Source organism: Paenibacillus sp. FSL H3-0457, assembly GCF_037981725.1.
GTDB lineage: Bacteria > Bacillota > Bacilli > Paenibacillales > Paenibacillaceae > Paenibacillus > Paenibacillus amylolyticus.
This window is the reverse complement of sequence record NZ_CP150283.1, coordinates 1119465-1134476: the sequence shown is the minus strand read 5'-3', so window position 1 is coordinate 1134476 and position 15012 is coordinate 1119465. Positions and strand designations below refer to the sequence as shown.

Here is a 15012-nt window from a genome sequence, read left to right as displayed (position 1 = left end):
CGGTTCAATACTATCCTTTGTTGCATGATTATGCTTAATTTGTTATTTATCTGTAACTCCCTCGTTGTCCCGAACGTTTAGAATCATAGAAATGTATAAACAGGAACGAAAATTTTAGTGATTTATCATTCAGCAGGGGGTTAATTTAATGACGTTAAAAACAATGCTCGGTGTAGCAATGGCTCTATCTGTACTAATATCCACCCATTCGGCCAATACAGCGGCTCTAGCTTCAACGAACGAACCGCAGTCAACCGGATTAGCCCATGAAATGGAGCGCTCCTCCCTAACATCTACACCTGTTCTGCTCATTGCTCCAACTCAACATGAAGGTCGTTCCGCATACAACGGCAGCTTCACAATGGTTGCTTCCAATGGAACAAATGCCAACATATCGATTGAAAATAACAGCAACCACACGGTATATGTGAAAATGTATGTAGATGAAGGAAGTGAACCTATGGAAACATCTATCAGCAGAAATAGTAATAAAACGATAAACCTGCTTGCATTACAAGACACGGATATTAAGTTGTACATCTATAGCAGAATAGGTCATCACTTAGATCTCTCAGTTGAAGCAGAGCAGTTTCATTAATGTTTTCTCTCACACCTACATACAAGAAAAACCCTTCACGCAAGCGATTCAGATCCACGTTCCCATGAACCGATGCCTGCTTGAAGGGGTTTTATATTTCGATCACACTTATTTCTCGAATCGGAACCAGCCGAAGTCAAACTGACTGCCTGGCAGGAAGATAAAGCTTACTTTCTGCTCACCTGTCACCTGCTCAAGCTCAAACACCCGCTCCTCATATCCACCTGACTGGGTGAACTCAACCAGCTGGTTGCTCTGTCCGTCCGCGCCTGCGAAGCGAATATGAATCGTATTTTTATCAATCGGTGAATGACCGTAGATCACGAGCTTGGATGTGCCTTCTGCCGTAAAGTCCATGTTTTCAAACTCCAGCGACACGTTGTTCCCGATACCTTCTACTCGATCAGCTTCAATTTTGAACGTATCTCCATAGAGATGGTCACAGGATGCAGCAGCATTCTGTTCAAAAGCACGACTCTGACGTTCGAAGGAAAATCCTTTAATATGAATCTTCTGTTTCAGTACAAAACAGATCGACGTGATCCCGCTAAGGCGTTTGGACAATTGGTACGTCTCTTCCTGGTATACATTCCAGATGGACTCTTTGTTATACACCACATCTGCGATCATCGTGCTTCCCTCTTCATCCGGCATACCTTCCCAGATCTGAATGAAGTAATCCTCAGTGGACAGCGTGAAAATAGGAATCGTTATGGTATCGGAGCCGTATGGTCCGAAGTCAATATTACGGAAGCCTACATGCGTCTCTCCGTCGCGACTTGTCGCTACCCCACGTTCGTTGCCGTTACCTACATCACCTTTGGTGTAATCGTACAGTCCGCCCGTGATGAAGCCGTATGGATCTTTGTAGGCTGTACCGAGACCGTCCGCCTTGAATTCCAGCTGCGAGATCAGTTTCGTTTTATCCGTACCGTTGGTACTGGTTGCGCGAAGTCGGAACTCCCCGTCACCTATAGCCGATACCTTCACCGCATGTTGATGCTCGCCGTTGTCGCCCGTTTCCGCTTGAACGGCTTCTACTTTGGCTATGTTGGACTCAATCCCCGCATCATTCACAACAGCCCACTCAATATCGCGATAGGAAGTGTTCTCCGGATACAGCTTGGCAGTTACAACCAACTCCGGGTTGGACGGATCGAGCAACTGTCCTGCAGTACTGATGATCTCGATTTTCCGCAAAGGAATCTCCTGAGTACGCCCCGTCAGGACTGGACGTTGTTCATTTTGCATGAAAATAGCTTGCGTTTGATTATTAACTACACTGCTCACTTCAAGTTCAGCATCCACAACCTGCGATTCGAACTCAGCCGTAGCCCCTTCCAACCCTTCGGAAGATACTTCAATCCGGACCGTTCCAGGTTCATTTGTCGCTCCGATGATCGCCATCAGTTTGCCGCTGAATAGTCTTCTGCTCAATCCTTTGTATGGATCATAGTCCGTGCTGTCCCCGTTATCCAGACCCAGCAATCGACCTGCACCCGTCACCTGAACTTGCACACGGTTGTTCGCATTGTGCACCGGATTACCCGCTTCATCTTCTACATCAATTTCTACAAAAATCAGGTCTGTGCCACTGGCTTGCAACTGCTCCCGATCCGCTTGCAGACGGATTTTCTTCGCATCCGTATAGGATCTTTGTGCATCGGTTGCAATGATCTGACCGTTCTCATCGTAAGCGATCGCTTTCAGCTCGCCCTCTTCATAAGGCACTTTCCACCAGCCCGACAACTGTGTTCCATTGGCATGATCGATATCGTACGTGCCAATCGTCTTGCCGTTGAGTTGCAGCTCAATCTTCGGCGCGTTGCTGCACACGCGTACATCAATGATCTGCCCCGGGCTGAAATCCCAATACGGGAACAGGTGAACCATCGGATTTTTCTTATAATCGGTCCATGCCGCTTGGTAGATGTAATAGGAGTCTTTCGGGAACGTTGCGGTATCCAGCTGTCCAAAATACGAATTCTTCGTATGATACGGTGTCGGCTCTCCGATATAATCGAATCCAGTCCACAGGAACTGTCCCAGCGAATACGGTGTATCCCGCTCTGCCAAGATGCAGTATTCTGCCGACTTCGCGCCCCAACTGGTCGTACTGTTACCCAAAGCGGAACACTGCTCATCATCATCAGCCAGAATCGGCTGTTCGAACGGGAAGTGATAGATGCCACGACTCTGCACCACCGAAGACGTCTCACTACCATAGATGATCCAGTCCGGATGTTCTTCATGATGTTTGTCGTAGTATTTTTCCGCGTAGTTGTAACCTGCCAGCTTCACGATATCCGCGCATTTTTGTGCATTTTCCCATGGCATGTAGTTCGAACCAATCGTCACACCAGCATTACCTTTTGGATCAAATTCCAGCACATAGTCCATCAGCATCCGAGTTACTTCCTGTCCACGCTCATCCGCATGGGTATCATAGATCTCGTTCCCAATACTCCACATGATCAGACTGGCATGGTTACGGTCGCGCTTCACCCAGCTCTTCACATCCGTATGCACCCACTCCGGGAAAAATCTCGCATAATCGTATGGCGTTTTGGCACGTTCCCACATATCAAAGGCTTCAGACACAACCAGCATACCCATCTCATCCGCAAGTTCCATGAACTCTTTGGCAGGCATATTATGCGCGGTACGGATAGCGTTAACGCCCATTTCTTTGAGCAAAACGAATCTTCTGCGCAGTGCCGTCAGGTTAAACGCCGCTCCCAGCGCCCCAAGATCATGGTGTTCACACACGCCGTTCAGCTTCATCTTAACTCCGTTCAGGTGGAAACCTTCATTGGCATCCAGTTTGATGTCCCGGAATCCAATGCGCTGTGATACCGACTCCACTGTCCGATGTTCCTGATCGTTCGAGGTCAATCTCAACTCCGTCACCAGTTCATACAGATGCGGTGCATCGGGGCTCCACAGGTTTGGACTCTCCACAATGATCTGTTGGCTATCTGCCAATGCCACCGCATTCTCAACCACCGAAGTCTTAACATTCGCTTGGCTGGATGCCACCACCTGACCTTCATACCGGATCGTATGCACCAGCTCTGCTTGCTGATTCTGTTTCAGGTTCAGCTCCGTATCCACTTCCACCTGCCAACCATCTGTCTGTTGCTTGATGGATACATAAGTCCCATCCGTAACAATATAGTTGCGGTCTCTCGTCTTCAGCCACACATGGCGATAGATTCCGGCCCCGGAATACCATCTGCTGTTCGGGCTCTGATGCACCACTTTGACAACAATCTCATTGTCGCCTTCCACCAGTGCATTCGTGATCTCATGTTCAAAAGCAGAATAGCCATACTTCCACTCTCCAACCAGCTGCCCATTCACATACACCGAAGAATCCATGTAAACGCCATCAAAACAAAGCAAAAGCTGCTGCTCATCCTTCGTGTAATGGAACGTCTTGCGGTACCAACCAATGCTGTTTTCGTACAGTTCAAGCGTGTTATATATCAACCAATCATGGGGAAGCTCCACAGGTTCGAATACCAGACCCGCAGGTTCCGTAACTTCCAGCTTACTTTTCGCAAATTGCCATCCATCATTAAAAAGCCTCTTCTGATTCATGGTAGATTCTCACTTTCTTGAAGTAAATTATGATTGCGGTTACAACAGTAGATGTCTCTTTTTCCGAAAACCTTTTCGGTAATACACAAGTATGACTATAACACATAACCCGATTATACCATCAGTCTCTTTCCTATACCTCCATTTCATAAGATTTTTTAACCATAATGATGAACGTTTTATTCCCTCCAAGCATAGTACCTTTCGATGACAACAAGCCAAAAAGGCAACCCGTCAACCGGGTCATGTTCACAGCCCCGTCAAGTAGACAATATAAGCCCGGAATGGTGAACCGCGAAGAAACTTATAAGGTATTTCAGGGAATGACGATATCAAATTCATTAAAATCGTTAAAAGAAAAGCTGCGAGTGTCCCTTTTTTTGTCCAAATCGCAATTTGTATTCATTTCTCAACAAAAGATACCGATATAAAATGACATGTTACAATTATTTCAAAAAATTCCATTCGAAGAGGGTGTGAAGTCATGCGTATTAACAATTCTAGTCCTAGCATTTATCACATTAACCAACGCAACAATCTAACAAACAACAAAGAGTTGTTTAAATCAACGCTGCTCGTACAAACAGTCGAAAAGAAAGAAGACGAAGAAAAGAAAGACAAATCAGTAGAAAAAAAAGGGCAGCTGGTTACAGCAAGGGAAGGTGCTTATACTAGACAGTATCTTGTTAATTCAGACGGCTCAAAGGTTCTATTGAGTGAAACAAAACATGCTGAAGGAGAAGCAACAAGTACAGAAAACTATTCGCGGTTCCTCTCCAACTCCAATAAGAATCAGAATGACGACGGAATGAGTAATAATTCAAAGGAAATAGTAAGTCTGTTAAATCAACAAATAGGTAATTTTAATCAACCGAAAACAACCAATTAGTAAATATAAGTAAAAAAGTGTTTGATTTCCTTTATAGGGATATGTATACTCTAGTTGTGCTAGAATACAAAATTACGAGGAGGAATGAAATCTATGTTAAAAAAGGTTTTGTTATCAGTTGTAATAGCGACGTCAATAGCGACAGGTGCTACTGCAGTTGGGCCCTTGTCCACTCCTGTGTATGCTGCCGCAACAGTAATAACCTTACCAACTCAATTTTCAGGGTATAGTCTTCCTTATTCGTCAGGTTACTCGTATGTGTATGATAATACCTGGATTACAATTTCCTCTACCGGAAAGGTAACAACTTATTTTTCTGCAACAGTTCCAGTTAAAATTTATAATGCTTCTGGTACATTGGTGTACGATTACATCATCAAAGTTGGTAATGGATAAGTTTCGGAATTATAACAACAATAATTTAAAGAAATTAAAGGGCATTCCTTATTTTTTCTGGGAGTGCTCTTTTTTTATCTCGTGCAATATGTTCATCCTCCGTCAAGTTGACAGATGAAAAAAAAGCTATGCTATTGTCCCTCTGGTTGCTGCAAAATAGCTACATAGATACCTTCCGTAACGATGCGGTTGTGGTCTCTCGTCTTCAGCCACACATTGCCGTCATAAGAAGGTGAGCCAGTAACACTTATTCATTTATAACATCAGTCCGATTTCTGTACTTGGATTTCATCAGATTCACCTTCAATAATTATGAACATTTATTTCCCCCCCCCCGCGATTTGAACCTTCATTACCAAAAAACCAAAAAGGCAGCCCATCAAGCGGGCCACCTTCTGCATTCTATCCCTTGTAAAAAGGGTTCCACCCTTTGCCTTTGCCCGATGGCATCGCACCAGGCACCCCATCCGCTTCAAGCAGCGGACGGACAACTAACTTCACGGGCCACTCCTTACTCTCGAATATCGCATGAGCGAGCGCGGCCCGGTCGGATTCGGGAAGCTGCACTTGTTGCAGCGCTTCCTTCCAAGCCTGCTCGGTGATCTCCCATAACTTCGTTTCCGGGATGTGATACACCTCGCTGAGTGCCCCCATGATCGCAGCCAGATTCACCTGCGTCCCCAAAGACTGCACATAGAAAATCAGCTTCTGAACCGTCTCATTATACAGGCTGTTCGAGTAGCCTGGGCGAATATGATAGGCAGGGTCTGCAATGCCATGTTTGTCCAGATAAGGCTGATGCAGACGCACGGAATCATGATCGCGGAACAAGAGACCTTTTACCTCATTATCCTTCAACACCAGACAGCAGTTCTGACCATGAATCTCGGGTACAACGCCCACCTTGAACAGACGCATCACGATATCATAAAACGTAGTAGCTATACTCGTATAAAAGTCTAGGACATCCGCGCTGCTCAGGTTACCCCCCAGAATCTCGGTTAATAGATGATGCCCTTCCAGATTCACACCCAGTGCGGCCATTGGGATTACTTTGTAGGCTTCATTAAGCAATTCAGCGGGATATACACGAATCTGTGCAGCCAGATGCCGGGGATGATCATCGAACAGTCCCATGGATTCTGGCATCAAGCCCCACCAGTTCTGCTCTTCGCACATATACACCTTGTCCTTCAACGTCTCGTCACAGGCAACGGCCCGTCTTAACATCCGTTCTCCGGCAAGACCATTCAGCAGCTTGACTACCGGAAGATACCGAGCTGCCCCCAGTGACAGCACACTAACCGGTAGCTTGAGCATCAGAGTGGATTCAGTTGACGGAGCCATCGAGCGCAAAGAGGATGTTGCCTGTACGTCACCCACTTCTATGTCCAATACGACAATGCTGCCCTCTTCGATCTCTCTCGTGAAGCGGGGCAGAATTACATGCTCCAATTGCCACGGGTGGACAGGCATCGGCAGGTATTCGTCCAACGTGATCCCTTTTCGGGCAAACTCGGCTTCCACCACTCCGCGCTGAACATCGTCTAACACGTCCAAAATGGACAGTCCATCTTCGCAACCTTGCTGCACAGCATCCAGCCGTATAGCCACCCAGCGTAGCGAAATCGCCTTCCCGAATTCTGCTGCATACCTTGTGACATCTTCTGCGTTGAATCCCACTTTGGCTTTGGATGATGGGTGAAATGGACGATCCCGCAATGCCGCAACACGTTCGCCTTTGATAAACCATTCATAAGCAGATGCCGGAACGTTGGCGGACAGATACTGGACTTGTTCCCAGCCCAAAGCAAACTGCTCCACAGCAATATCCAGACTAGTCAGGAATTCCGCCACTCCGGGCTGCGCATAGGCATCATCCGACAAAGCCCTCTGTAACACCGCACGTCCAACCTCTGCCGGAGAATCAAGGAGAACCCAGCTTCCATCCGCTTTCTCCTCGTAAATCGGTGAACCCTGAACCCACTCAGCTCCCTGTCTTACTCCAGTTTCAACCAGACACAGTACCCCTTGAGTGTGCAATCTATAGCGAGAAGCTACATTATGATTGTGCTCTTCGCTGTCATATCCCTTGTACAATCGACGGAACGGTGCAGGTGCTTCGGCAAAATCAATGAATGGGTGATCCTCCAGTGGGAATAATTGCTCCGATAAAAATGAATTCATCAGATCCGCCATAATCCGTTGTTCAGCGGCTTGCAGACTGGAACGCTTCATCAGTGTTGACATGATTATTGTCCTCCGTTAGATAATGGAATGCCGGGTGCGGATGCCCCAGAAAATCATGATGCGAGATGGTCCAGCAATAAGCCCCAGACTTTTCAAACAAAACAATATCTCCCACGCGCAGCAGTGCTACCTCCGCATCGGAATGCATGCGATCCTTGGGTGTGCATAGCTCACCTACGATATGGACTCGACGATCTCTTACCTCTGGACGGGCAAATGAATGCTTCCAACGGTCCGTCGCCATAATCTGAAACGGATGGTTATGTCCCCATGAAGCAGGCAGTCGATTATGGTGCGTACCTCCCCTTAACACGGCAAAATACTGATCATGAGAGGTTTTGATATCCGTAACCTCTGCTGCGTAATACCCGTGGTCTGCCACCAGCAGTCGACCCGATTCAAAATACAGCCGACCTCCGTGTGAGGCAAGGCGTTGTCTGGCTTCACTTTGCTCCAGTAGGGAAGTGAATAATGGCCAGTCAAATCCGGGACTGCCATCATACGTGACACCGAATCCACCTCCTGCATTCACCACTTCCACAGGAAGATCATACTGCTGCTGCCACTGCTCCACCTTTTGCAAATACAGCTCAATCATCTCGGCGTGCAGCCTGGCGTCCATATTGTTGGACAAGGAGTGAAAATGGAACCCGCTTAACCGAACCACACCCGCGCCTTCCACACGAATGAGTTCAATGGCTTCTTCCACCGCCTCTTCATCGATTCCAAAAGGACTCGGCCCACCGCCCATGACAATCTTCGTCCGGGGTAATGTACTGCTTCGCAGATTGATTCGGAGCAAAATGCGAACCTCCTGCGCTAGCTCCTGTTTTTGCTTCTGCTCTTGCATCAGTTCCTCGCCGTATGCTTGCTTATATCTCTGCTCCGGGTTCTGCTCCCATTCTTGCTTCTGCCTGCTCTCATGCACCTGCTCCTGCTCCATCTCTCGCTCTTTCGCAATTGCAATGATGCGCCGAAGTTCCAACAGACTCTCCACATGGATGTAACTCACGTCATTCTCAATCGCCTGCCGCAGTTCGCTCTCCTTCTTACCCGGACCTCCAAACAGAATCGGAACCTTTCGACTTACCGCTCTAACCTTGAGTAACTCTCCAATCGAAGCCACTTCAAAGCCCTTTACCAATGGAAGCAACGCCTCAATGATCCGCGGATCTGGATTCGCCTTGATAGCGTAGAACAACTGTGTGTTGCCGGGCATGCTGCCCAGCATCTGACGTACCTGTTCCTGAATGCCAGCCAGATCATAGACATACGCACATACCGGGTCTTCATTCCTCCGTTGAAGTTCATCGATCACCTGCCATACACTAGGTTTCATATCTGCCCACCCGCATTCCTGTAGTCATTCCGTTTCTGAGCATATGCCCGAAAAGCCGTATTCCGATCATCACCCAGCACGTATATATGGACTCCTCGCTCATCCCAGAGTGACATGTCTTCCACACCTCTGATGACCGTTGCATAAGGTACTTCGCACTGTTGCGCAGTAGCGTGCAATTCATCCAGTGCACGTCTCACATCCGGGTGCTCTGTCTGCCATGGCACACCGAGAGATTGCGACAGATCAGCCGCACCTTCCAATACAAAACTCACCTGAGGGTGAGACAGAATCTGTGCACTTTGCCGCACGCCCTCCACACTTTCGATCATGGGTACAACCATCACTTGTTCGTTCGCTTCCCCAATGTATTCAGTGAGCGGATATTTCCCAAATACACCGGGACGACCACTATTCAAGCTGCGCATGCCAACTGGATGATAGTAGGCGTAACGAATCGCTTCCTCCACCTGCTCCAGTTGCTCGACATGTGGAATAACGATACCTTGGGCGCCACAGTCCAGCACTTTAAGAATCTCCGCTCGCTCCACTTTCGAAATCCGAACCAATGGGGTTAGGCCCACCAGTTCCGCCGCACGAACCAACTCTTCCACCGATTCCATCGATGTTGCGGCATGTTCCAGATCAATAATGACAAAATCATATTCCGCATGTCCGATCATCTCAATGATGACCGGGTGTGGTATGGATACAAAAAGGCCATAAACAGGCTGTTTGCGTGCAATTTTTTCCTTCAGCGTGTTAATCCTCATTCGACGATTCCCTTTAATTGGGGTGTTTTCTTTGATTCAAGTGCATCCTTTGATATCTTGAGCGGATTGCTCGCTTTGCGGAAATATAACTCTCCATCCCCATACAGACGGCGCTTGGTCATCTCTTCGATCAGTGCATCTTCGGCAAAAAGGTCAAATGCCACAAACCGTTTCATATACTCCGGGTGCTCTCGCTGATAATCTACAATTACACCTGCGCACAGCTGCCAGAACGCTTCCTCTGACAAACCAAACTTCTCCAAAGCCAGCGCAATATCCGTCATGCAGATAAAAAAGAATGCGTCATACGTATAGTCACGGACTTCCGACACATCTCCGGCATAGATGAATGAATACCGATTGAACTTGCGGTGGGTTTCCGGCTCCGGGTTCAGCTTCGGTGCCCGTTCCGGGTGCAACAGTTGATGCGGTACATAGCGAACACCATCATGCAGATCCTTGATAAGGATTCGTTTTGGCAGATCATCTTCCAGTACCAAAATAATATTTTGAGCATGAGATTCCAGCGCAATCCCGTGTGCATAGAGCAAATGAATAATCGGCAGGGTAACTGTGCGAACAAGGGCCTCGCTCCACTTTTCCACACCATGTCGTTCTACAGCATCCTGAATAAATGGAACACCATCCGGCTGCACCAACATCAGTGCATTCAGCGGCCACGCCGTCTCACCTTGCTTCAGATGAACCGATACATTCTCTCGCCAGATGGCTCCGAGTGTACCGTAGGCCCGTCCATACTGCGTTGCAGGCAACTGCTCATATCGGAACGACAGCCCCATAATTTCTTTTAAAATGCCAAACTGCGCCTGCTGCAACAGCTCATCATCACGAACGAGTTTATCCAACCAATCGCTGATCAGCGGTGCGTTCTGGGTTGTATGCTGTGCCAGAATGCGTGTGCTCGACGTGTTGGTGATGCTGAGGGCCAGTTTGATGTAAGGGGCTTCCGGATTCATCCGGTTCGAGAGTGAACGGATCGACTGCTGCGCGCGATAGGGCGAAGACGATGGGCCGAGGTACACGATGTCCCCATCCATCAGCTGACGGGCATATACCGACTCCAACTGATGCTCCCACTGCCATGGATGAACCGGAATGAATACATATCGATCACCTGCGTCAGAAGCTATTTCTATACCAACCTTGCCGTCTTCCCTACCCGAGCTACGGACTGTTTCGCCTTTTTCACGAACTGCCTCATGAAGCTTCGCTTGGATTGTCTCTCCAACGCTTTCACCAACCTCGGCACTACTCCCAAACTGATCTGTACTCGCCGCATATGCGTTGACGTTCTCACCCGGGTCCGTACGACCTTGTTGTTGCAGGATCTGTTCAAATCGCTGCATATCCTCTGCGGACAGTTGTTGCCCCACCAGTTTTTCAGAGCTATACCCTGCGGATACAGCGGTCTGAGCAAATTCTTTTTTCACAGCAACCCAGACTAATGCAACCTCCGTGTTAAATTCAGGGCCATAGGCCAGATTGTCTTTCAAAGAAAATCCCAGCCTCGACTTATAACTCGGGTGGTACAGATGACCGTCAGTCATGTGACTTTCGAGCGCATCATAATGTCGATCTTCACTCGGAATGTTCAAGGGCAATATAGCTTGGCACTGGCTGTCCTTTGCCATCGTTTCGAGCAGTTCCTGGATAAAAGCCGTGACATTCGCACCCTTCAAAGCGTTTAGCACAATTTCCTCCAAAAACAGATCCAGATCGGTGCAAGGTACGCCTTCCCTTTGAATCGAACCCTTCTTCACCTTCACCCGGCCAAATGAAAACTTTCGCTCCGCTTCACACGTGTACGCCACAGAATCGCCGGAAGATGTAAGGCCGCTGGTTCGCCATTCGCTCCCACTTACATGACTGTCCAGAATGCCTTCGAACCACATCGCCTCCAACGTCTGCCGCATAATCCGTTCCTGTACACCCACGTATACTGCTTCTGTCCTGCCGCCTGCTTCAGCCCTGTATCCCACGACTCCCACGCACTTCACTCCCTATTCGTTTCATTACATTGCTCACCGGCACGTAAGCCGGGGTCTGGCTGATCCCTCTTAGACAACTCACCAGGTTTTGTTTGGCCAGAAATGCATCCGTTGTCAGCAGATGTTGCACATATGCATTGCCCGTTCGTTCCAGTTCCTCCACAAGGGCCTCACGTACCTGCTTCCAGAAATGCTCCTCGGGGACGTTCACATCTCGCGCCATCACATGAATTAGAGACCCCAGATGATTGACGATAAAATAGTACGATGTCCGCGCCCAGGCTTTCTCTCGCGAATAAAATAATAAATCCGACGCAGCACGATCCTGCTCACTTATAAGTTGTTCATCCACACTGACCCCTTCCAGATCGCGGACGATAAACTCCACAGGCAACCCATCCTTTAAGGTCACAAGGGTATTCTGCAAATGGGCTTCAAAGTGAATGCCTCTCTCTCCCGCTGCTCGTACAATCGGCAGCAGAGAACATTGCAGATATCGATCCAGCCAGCGCTCAGCTATGTCACGTCCACCACCGAGTAATGTCATCAGCCTAGAGCGCATCCCAGGAAGCGGTGCTTCAACCAGACTGGATAAGACATACGTATTCTCAACATCAAACTCAATGGGTCGATACGCTATCGTAAACAGACTGGTTAACTCTTCATCTTCAAAAGCACAAGTGGCTACACCTGTCTCATACGCAATATGTGTGTTCGGTTCAGCACCGAAGCAGTCATGGTGCCTGACGTACTTGGAGGCATCCAGTGTTCTGCGCATCTGCTCAGCACTATTGGTGCGAATCATGTTGGTGATCTGCATATTCAGTGACAGCTTGATATTGCAGTTCCATTCGGGAACATAAACTGTACGGACCGAAGAGGTTGGATAGACGGTAGGCCCCGCACTACCAAGTAGGATTAATTTTTCATCTCGAAAATAGGACTGTACCTCGGACAATCGTGATATGTATGCGTATTGCCATGGGTGGACAGGCAGCAGCCCATACATTTCACTCTTTTCTTTTAAAATAGGCTCCACATGGCTCCACAGTAAGTCTTGCAAATCCATTGCCGCGTCGTCATCCACCCATTCCTGCATATAGACATCCTGCCTCACGGCGATATAACAGAGTTGAAACGATGTCCGTAACTCCGGACTGTAGTTCTGAACATCCTGCTTGCTGAAGCCTTTGGAGTTCTTCGGAAACGGATGGAAAGGGTGACCATACAACAGTGACTGTTCCGATGTGCGATAGTCGTGGATGTCGAGACCGGCCGCTTGTTCGATATACAATGTAAGGTTACCGACACTGTTATCTACCTTTTGTGCAAAATCTCTGGCATACGCCGCCTCTACGCGATTCGCATTCTCACCCAATGGATGTACATTCTCCAGCTCAAGTGAACTCTTCATCTCCATCACACTTTTCTTCATTCCATGTTGATCCGAACTCGCTCCCTGTTCCCCATTCCCACTTAGCTCAGATGTGATCCAACGAACCAGGTCGCCATAATGCACTGTTTCCCCGCCAGATTCCATGCTGAGGTATTCATGCTCCCCCATGGCAGAGTAATAAGACAAGCGTCCTGTCACCTTCACCCTACTAGCTTGAAAAGCAACAGTGTACGTCAGCGTACTCGGATTGATACGAATATCGCTTTCCTTCTCTAGCGCAAGTTCACGGATGTAACAGTTCAGCAGCAGTTTGCACGAATGTTCATGCGCCTGCTGCTCAGCTTCAGACCGGAGCTTGTTTTCCATCTCGAACAATGATGCCAACCTTCTTTCGGGTTATAAGTAAGACCAGGGGAAGTGTAAGCAGTATGGCGCACCCAAGTCCGATACAGATCTCTTTGAGTGCTCCCCATTTTGCCATCTCCATGGACGTTCCTGCCCCGGCAAGCCATTGCCAACGCATATCGTAATATAGAGTCATGCCCATCACCGCAAACGAAGAAGCCAGACGCTCAATCGTGGTTGATAACACCGACCCTTCGTGCATGTCTTCGTCCGGTAATGCTTGCAGACCAATCGCAGAGATACTCATGCCTGACAGACCAACACCAATTCCACGGCACGCCATGAGCATACCGATGATCCAGATTGATGCTCCCATGGGCAGAACCGCAAACGATAAGATCGATATCGACACCAGCAACGTGCCCCATGCAATAAAATGCATGGACCGACCGCGATCCAGCAAGCTGCCGCCAATCCACATGAATAGACTTGTACAGATCGATAAGGGAATGAACAGTGCACCGGACAGGGCCGGCGATAGGTGGAAAACGTCTTGGAACAATAACGGCAATGCAAAGATCACCCCAAACATGACACAATCCTGAATAGTCGAGATCAATACCGTCAGCGGAAAGACGGCATTACGCCGCAGCAACTGGTACCGGATCAGCGGTTCCTTGCGACCGTTCTCGGTCTGGACAAAACGAATGAGCAACACCACACCGAGCGCAATCAGCATCCATGGTACCCATACTGCCACGACAGGACTTGCGTACAACTGTACCCCCAGACTAAGGGCACCTACCGAGCAGATCAGCAGCATGACACTGGATGGATGCCATTTTTTCCTGCGGGCAGGAATATAGGTCTGAATGACTCGACCGCAGCCGATCAACGAGAATATAGCTAGTGGCACATTGAGCCAGAACAACATTTCAAGCCGTCCATACTGTATGATGAAGCCGCCCAGCGTTGGTCCGGCAGCCGGAGCCAGCATAAGCAGCAAGCCCCACGCTCCTGTAATTCGCCCCCTTACCTCCGGTCCGTAGACATCAAACAGCAGCACAAGTGATAACGGAATCATCAGCCCCGCGGCAACCCCATGCATGAAACGTACCAGCAACAGTACTTCGATGGAGTGATAAAACAACGCACCTGCCACCGAGAACAGTCCATAGATGGTGATGCCCAGCATATACGTCTGCTTACGGCCCAGTCGGTCCACGATCAGGGAAGCCAGCGGCATTGTTAACGTCATAGCCAGCATGTACAGCGCAATGATCCATCCGCCTGCTGTGGTAGAGATCTGATAGTATTGCACAAAATAAGGCAGCAGCAGGTTAAATGCACTGTTGGTCAACACCAGCGAAAAGGCACCGATCAGAATCGCGAGTAATACTGCATGACTTTTCAT

Annotated in this window: 10 protein-coding genes; 3 read left to right on the top strand and 7 right to left on the bottom strand. The window is 48.5% G+C overall.

All coding sequences use genetic code 11. From position 1 onward, the window contains the following. Nucleotides 1–148 precede the first annotated feature (148 nt). Complete coding sequence (locus MHH25_RS05080; protein ID WP_340019356.1) at nt 149–598, top strand: hypothetical protein; 450 nt, start codon at nt 149–151, stop codon at nt 596–598. 108 nt (nt 599–706) lie between these two features. On the opposite strand, the gene MHH25_RS05075 is transcribed toward MHH25_RS05080, so the two are convergent. Next, on the bottom strand, nt 707–4201 hold the full coding sequence (locus MHH25_RS05075; RefSeq protein ID WP_340019355.1) for a glycoside hydrolase family 2 TIM barrel-domain containing protein: 3495 nt from the start codon (nt 4199–4201) through the stop codon (nt 707–709). 484 nt (nt 4202–4685) lie between these two features. Between MHH25_RS05075 and MHH25_RS05070 the strand changes: the two genes are divergently transcribed. Together MHH25_RS05070 and MHH25_RS05065 are read left to right on the top strand one after the other, a co-directional pair. Continuing rightward, entirely contained in the window at nt 4686–5090 is a 405-nt protein-coding gene (locus tag MHH25_RS05070; protein ID WP_339285679.1) for a hypothetical protein, read from the top strand. Nucleotides 5091–5183: 93 nt separating this feature from the next. After that, nucleotides 5184–5486 carry a hypothetical protein gene (locus MHH25_RS05065; RefSeq protein ID WP_315938072.1) on the top strand — a complete coding sequence of 101 codons (303 nt, stop codon included), beginning with the start codon at nt 5184–5186 and terminating at the stop codon, nt 5484–5486. A gap of 402 nt (nt 5487–5888) precedes the next feature. On the opposite strand, the gene MHH25_RS05060 is transcribed toward MHH25_RS05065, so the two are convergent. From MHH25_RS05060 to MHH25_RS05035, 6 genes are read right to left on the bottom strand one after another with little or no spacing between them, the layout of a single operon-like run. After that, nucleotides 5889–7736 carry an IucA/IucC family protein gene (locus MHH25_RS05060; protein ID WP_340019354.1) on the bottom strand — a complete coding sequence of 616 codons (1848 nt, stop codon included), beginning with the start codon at nt 7734–7736 and terminating at the stop codon, nt 5889–5891. Further along, nucleotides 7696–9075 (bottom strand): alanine racemase, encoded by a 1380-nt coding sequence (locus MHH25_RS05055; RefSeq protein WP_340019353.1) that lies wholly within the window; start codon nt 9073–9075, stop codon nt 7696–7698. The genes MHH25_RS05060 and MHH25_RS05055 overlap by 41 nt, the downstream gene beginning before the upstream one ends. Beyond that, nucleotides 9072–9848 (bottom strand): aldolase/citrate lyase family protein, encoded by a 777-nt coding sequence (locus MHH25_RS05050; RefSeq protein WP_340019352.1) that lies wholly within the window; start codon nt 9846–9848, stop codon nt 9072–9074. The genes MHH25_RS05055 and MHH25_RS05050 overlap by 4 nt, the downstream gene beginning before the upstream one ends. After that, on the bottom strand, nt 9845–11857 hold the full coding sequence (locus MHH25_RS05045; protein WP_340019351.1) for an IucA/IucC family protein: 2013 nt from the start codon (nt 11855–11857) through the stop codon (nt 9845–9847). Before MHH25_RS05045 ends, MHH25_RS05050 begins: the two co-directional genes overlap by 4 nt. Next, a complete protein-coding gene (locus MHH25_RS05040) occupies nt 11832–13619 on the bottom strand; it encodes an IucA/IucC family protein (RefSeq protein WP_340020445.1) in 1788 nt (595 codons plus the stop codon). Before MHH25_RS05040 ends, MHH25_RS05045 begins: the two co-directional genes overlap by 26 nt. Beyond that, nucleotides 13597–15012, bottom strand: a complete 1416-nt coding sequence (locus MHH25_RS05035; protein WP_340019350.1) for an MFS transporter — start codon at nt 15010–15012, stop codon at nt 13597–13599. The genes MHH25_RS05040 and MHH25_RS05035 overlap by 23 nt, the downstream gene beginning before the upstream one ends.